3 protein-coding genes are annotated in these 2,451 nt (G+C 68.1%); all 3 read left to right on the top strand.

The features are described 5' to 3' along the window. Nucleotides 1-103 precede the first annotated feature (103 nt). On the top strand, nucleotides 104-394 hold the full coding sequence (locus D7X74_RS41300; RefSeq protein WP_120538391.1) for a hypothetical protein: 291 nt from the start codon (nucleotides 104-106) through the stop codon (nucleotides 392-394). Nucleotides 395-401: 7 nt separating this feature from the next. Then, complete coding sequence (locus D7X74_RS41295; protein ID WP_120538390.1) at nucleotides 402-728, top strand: hypothetical protein; 327 nt, start codon at nucleotides 402-404, stop codon at nucleotides 726-728. A 388-nt stretch (nucleotides 729-1,116) separates the two neighbouring features. After that, the coding region (locus D7X74_RS41290; protein WP_233602481.1) for a serine/threonine-protein kinase at nucleotides 1,117-2,451 on the top strand (1,335 nt) is incomplete at its 3' end.

Below are 2,451 nucleotides of genomic sequence, written 5' to 3'. Positions count from 1 at the left end.
CTTCCGACCCGGAGTTTTTTTCAGCCCCAAACATTCCGCCCCCCGCCAACCCCCTGAAAACACAGACCTGTTGCAAGGTACGGTTCTGGCAAAGGTTCTCAGCATGACCTTGGCCAGCCCCTCCAGTGTTTCTCCCGGAATGCAGGCCTTCACGGTGCTTATCGTCCGAGGCGTGCAATCCACTGTGGACGGGCTTTCGCCGGAGGTCCGGCGGGCGGTGCTGGCGGAGCTGTTCCGGATGGGCGCGGACGCGAGCCGGGAGCACTCGGACCGCGCGCCCTGCCTTCCCTACACCCTGCGCCTGGACGTGGCGGACTGCCGGATGCTCGTGGAGTTGGATCCGACGCGCACCCGGCTGTCGCTGACAGGCCTCACCCGGCCCCGGCCGCACTAGAGGGCATGTGAACGAGCGGTGGAACCCAGGGCAGCCGGTCCCCCGGCGCGCGGGCTACGAGGAGAGCTGGGAGCTCACGTACCGCGTGGAGCAGCTCCGGGAGCTGGTGGGACAGGAACTGCGCCTGGACCCCGAGCTCGGCGACGAGCTGGAGGACACCCTGGCCCGGCTGGTCCAGCGCAACCTGCGCCTGCGCGGCCTGCAGCGCATGGTGTCCGCTGAACGCGAGCCGGAGGACCTGGCCATGTTCCGCGACGCGCTGGAGGACCTGGACCGGCAGCTGCTCCAGGACCTGCCCGGCCTGCTGGACCGCCTGCGTGCCACGCTCCTGTAGCGGATGCAGCCTGTAGCGGAGGCTCGCGGGACGTCTTCTCCCCACGCGAAGGCACAGGCCCCGTCTTCTTTAACCAGTCTATTTGTAGTGTTGATCAACTGGTGGAAGCAGTAGGCGGCGCGGAGTTGGGGACAAGTCAGCAACCCCGTGGATTCATACAGGAATCGGCGATCTGCTACATGTGGGCAAGTTGCCGGTTTTCCCCCGGCATCCACAGCCCCGGGATTCGCCGGCCGGTTGTCCACAGCCCGCCCCCTGTCGTCCACAGCTCATCCACAGGGACCTGGGGGGCATGCGGGCCCACCCCAAGTGGGTCTCCACCTGGACGGAACGTCCCCGGCAGCAACAGCCCTGTTATGGTCCGCGGGCGATTTTTCCGTTTCTCTTGATGCGGGCGCGCCGGTCCGGGGCGCTGGAGGATGACCTCATCGATTTCCATCGGGGCGAGCGCATCGGGAAGTACGAGGTGCTCACGCAGTTGACCGTGGGCGGCATGGCGGAGCTGTTCCTGGGCTACACGTCCGGCCCGGGCGGCTTCCGCAAGTACGTGGTCATCAAGCGCATCCTCCCGGATGCGCGTTCGAATGAGCAGTTCGTCCGCATGTTCCTGGACGAAGCGCGCATCACCGCGGCCTTCAACCACCCGAACATCGCGCAGGTGTTCGACCTGGGGGAGGAGGACGACGGGCTCTACCTGGCCATGGAGTTCATCGGCGGGCAGAACCTCAACCAGGTGACCAGCGCGTGCCTGAAGAAGCGCCAGCCGGTGCCGCTGGGCTTCACGCTGTCGGTGGCGCGCGACGTCTGCCTCGCGCTGCACTACGCGCACACCTTCACGTCGCCCGGCGGCCAGCCCAGCCCCGTCATCCACCGCGACGTGGCGCAGAAGAACATCATGGTGACGTACGACGGCACCGTGAAGCTGCTCGACTTCGGCATCGCCAAGGCGAAGAACAGCCTGGAGCGCACCCACGTGGGCACGGTGAAGGGCACCACCGGCTACATGTCCCCGGAGCAGGTGCGCGGCGATCCGCTGGATGGCAGAAGCGACCTGTTCTCCGTGGGTGTGGTGCTGCACGAGCTCATCACCGGCGAGCGGCTGTTCGCCGGCAAGACCGAGCGCGATGAGATGGTGAAGATCCTCGAGGACTCCATCCCGTGGCCCTCCGTGCTGCTGCCGCACATCTCCGAGGACATCTCCCGCGTGGTGATGCGCGCCCTGGAGCGCAACGTGGATCGCCGGTACGCGTCCGGCCGGGACATGGCGCGCGCCATCGAGAAGGCGGCCGGTACCAAGCTGATGGACGCCGAGCAGCGCGCGGCCCTGATGAAGGGCCTCTTCTCCGAACGCATGGCCGCCACGCGCTCGCTCCTGGACAGCGCGGACGTGACGACGAGCAGCCAGGTGATGGCGTCGGCGAAGCGCGCGCTGCAGAAGGATGACGGCCCCTACCTGCCGGAGCGCAAGGCGGACGCCCTGAGCGTCGTGGAGGCGCGCAAGAAGGCGGAGGTCGCGCGGCTGCGGGCGGACGAGGCCTCCAGCGCGGACACCGCGCCCCCGGTGAAGCGCTCGAAGCTGGGCGCGGTGTGGGCCCTGCTGGTGCTGGGGGTGCTCATGGGCGGGGCCTACGGGGCCTTCCGGCTCACCAAGCTGCTGGAGAGCGAGGAGCCCCTCACGCCCGTCGTCGCGGGCCCCATGGTGGCCATCCCCATTCCGCCACCC

The organism is Corallococcus sp. CA047B (assembly GCF_003612065.1).
Taxonomy (GTDB): Bacteria; Myxococcota; Myxococcia; order Myxococcales; family Myxococcaceae; genus Corallococcus; species Corallococcus praedator.
This window is presented reverse-complemented; position numbering and strand designations above follow the sequence as displayed.